This is a genomic window from Martelella sp. (genome assembly GCF_984369615.1).
Genome location: NZ_CFHTCS010000544.1, coordinates 1 through 1,639 on the forward strand (window position 1 = coordinate 1; position 1,639 = coordinate 1,639).

General features: G+C 59.7%; 1 protein-coding gene and 1 pseudogene. One reads left to right on the forward strand and one right to left on the reverse strand.

Annotated features, from left to right (window positions below):
* On the forward strand, window positions 1-587 hold a 587-nt coding region (locus tag AC5DC2_RS23500), incomplete at its 5' end, for a LacI family DNA-binding transcriptional regulator (protein ID WP_491700235.1).
* A 512-nt stretch (window positions 588-1,099) separates the two neighbouring features.
* On the opposite strand, the pseudogene AC5DC2_RS23505 reads toward AC5DC2_RS23500, so the two are convergent.
* A pseudogene (locus tag AC5DC2_RS23505) lies at window positions 1,100-1,307 on the reverse strand (transposase); the annotation flags it as partial.
* Window positions 1,308-1,639 lie beyond the last annotated feature (332 nt).

The window sequence follows — 1,639 nt, forward strand, 5'->3', positions numbered from 1 at the left end:
AGCCGGTGGCCTTTCTTGGCCAGCCGGAACGCGACGATGTTCTCACTGTCGGCACGGACAGCGTTCAGGTCGCCTCGCTCCTGGCGCAATATCTGGTGCGCCAGGGCTTCAGGAAGTTCGGCTATGTCGGCTATTCGCGGGCATCATGGAATATCGAACGTCTTCGCGGATTGCGCGACGTTCTGGATCCCGCAGGACTGGACCTGCAAGTCTTTGATGTTGAGGAACCAACCAGCGAGGCCGGCGAGCGGGCGGCCGCCCGCGCGCTGCTGAACCCGGATCGTCCTGATGTCATCATCGGCTGCAACGACCTCGTCGCAATCGGCCTGATGAGTGAAGCGCGCGCGCTTGGCTTCAAGGTGCCCGATGACGTGGCCTTTGCCGGCATCGATAATATTCCGACAAGCCGATACATAACGCCGCCGCTGACCACCGTCGACGTCTGCAGCCAGGCAACGGGTGAGGTCGTCATGAAGCGGATCATGGCAATGATCGAGGACAAGCCGCAGCCGGAAGGCCTGGCACTGGAACCCGCCCTCATCATTCGCGGGTCAACGCAACGGAGTGATGTGACCCGTGAAAACTGAACAGGTGAGATAAGTAGTTCCCGGCCCTTCGGTTCGGCGTTGTGGCGCCAGCGGAAGCCACGACGGCAAAAGCCCCGATCGCTCGTCTCGGACGGCAGTAGCTCGCGACGCAGGGTCCGATAATATCGGGATGGCAGACAGCCCCCTCAGATTGGCACCTTCGGCTTTCGGCCGATAGGCAAACGGTCGGATAGACGGAACAGCGCAGGAAACGCCCGTCGATTTCATCCCCGATGGCCGTGTCTTTTCCCTCGTTGGCCTTTGTGCGACGTGGGAGCTCAACATTTCGGCGACGCGGGCATGGACAGGCGCTTCATTGCAAACTGTCTTTCACGAGCAGGACGGACAGGTGGAAGCTCTGGCTGTGCATGTCGAAGAAGTAGAACATGTCGGGCATCGCTTCCGAGGATGTCCAGAACAACGCGCCGTCGCCTTGCCGCGCGGCGTCGTCAATCGCCGCGTTCAGCCCAAGATCGCGCGCCGCGCCGGAACAGGTCCCTGCGCCGGCGTCCCATAGCATGTCCGATCCGCCACGCGGTGGGCTGACTGCCCCCAAAGTGTTTCCGCAAGACGGATCGATGACATACCCTTGTCGGATTGCAGCAGCAATCCCATCGCCTTGAGCCATGTGCTCAAAGGTTGTCTTGTCGAATGCATCGGGGTGTGGGTCGTCACCGTGAACTGGAACCGGCAATCGCCGCTTGAGCATTGATTAAGACCGCGCAGGATTTTGAACTGCTCTTGCTACCGCCCCGTGTCGCCGGCTCGAAGCATGTTGCGATGACGAATGGCGGGACGAGGACTGACCAGTCAAGGCCCCCGAAACAAATCCGTTGACAGCATATAGAGCAATTTATATTCTCTTAAATGGGACTATATTACATAATAATGGAGCAGCAATCATGAACCGTCTTCTCTCTCAATTGTCATGCGCTTCGGCGCTGGCGCTCGCGATGGCCGTGTCCGGCCACGCCCAGGCGCAAACCGAAGTCGATGTCGCCATGATCGGCGAACCCGATACGTTCGACCCCATGGTCTCCACCAAGGACGTG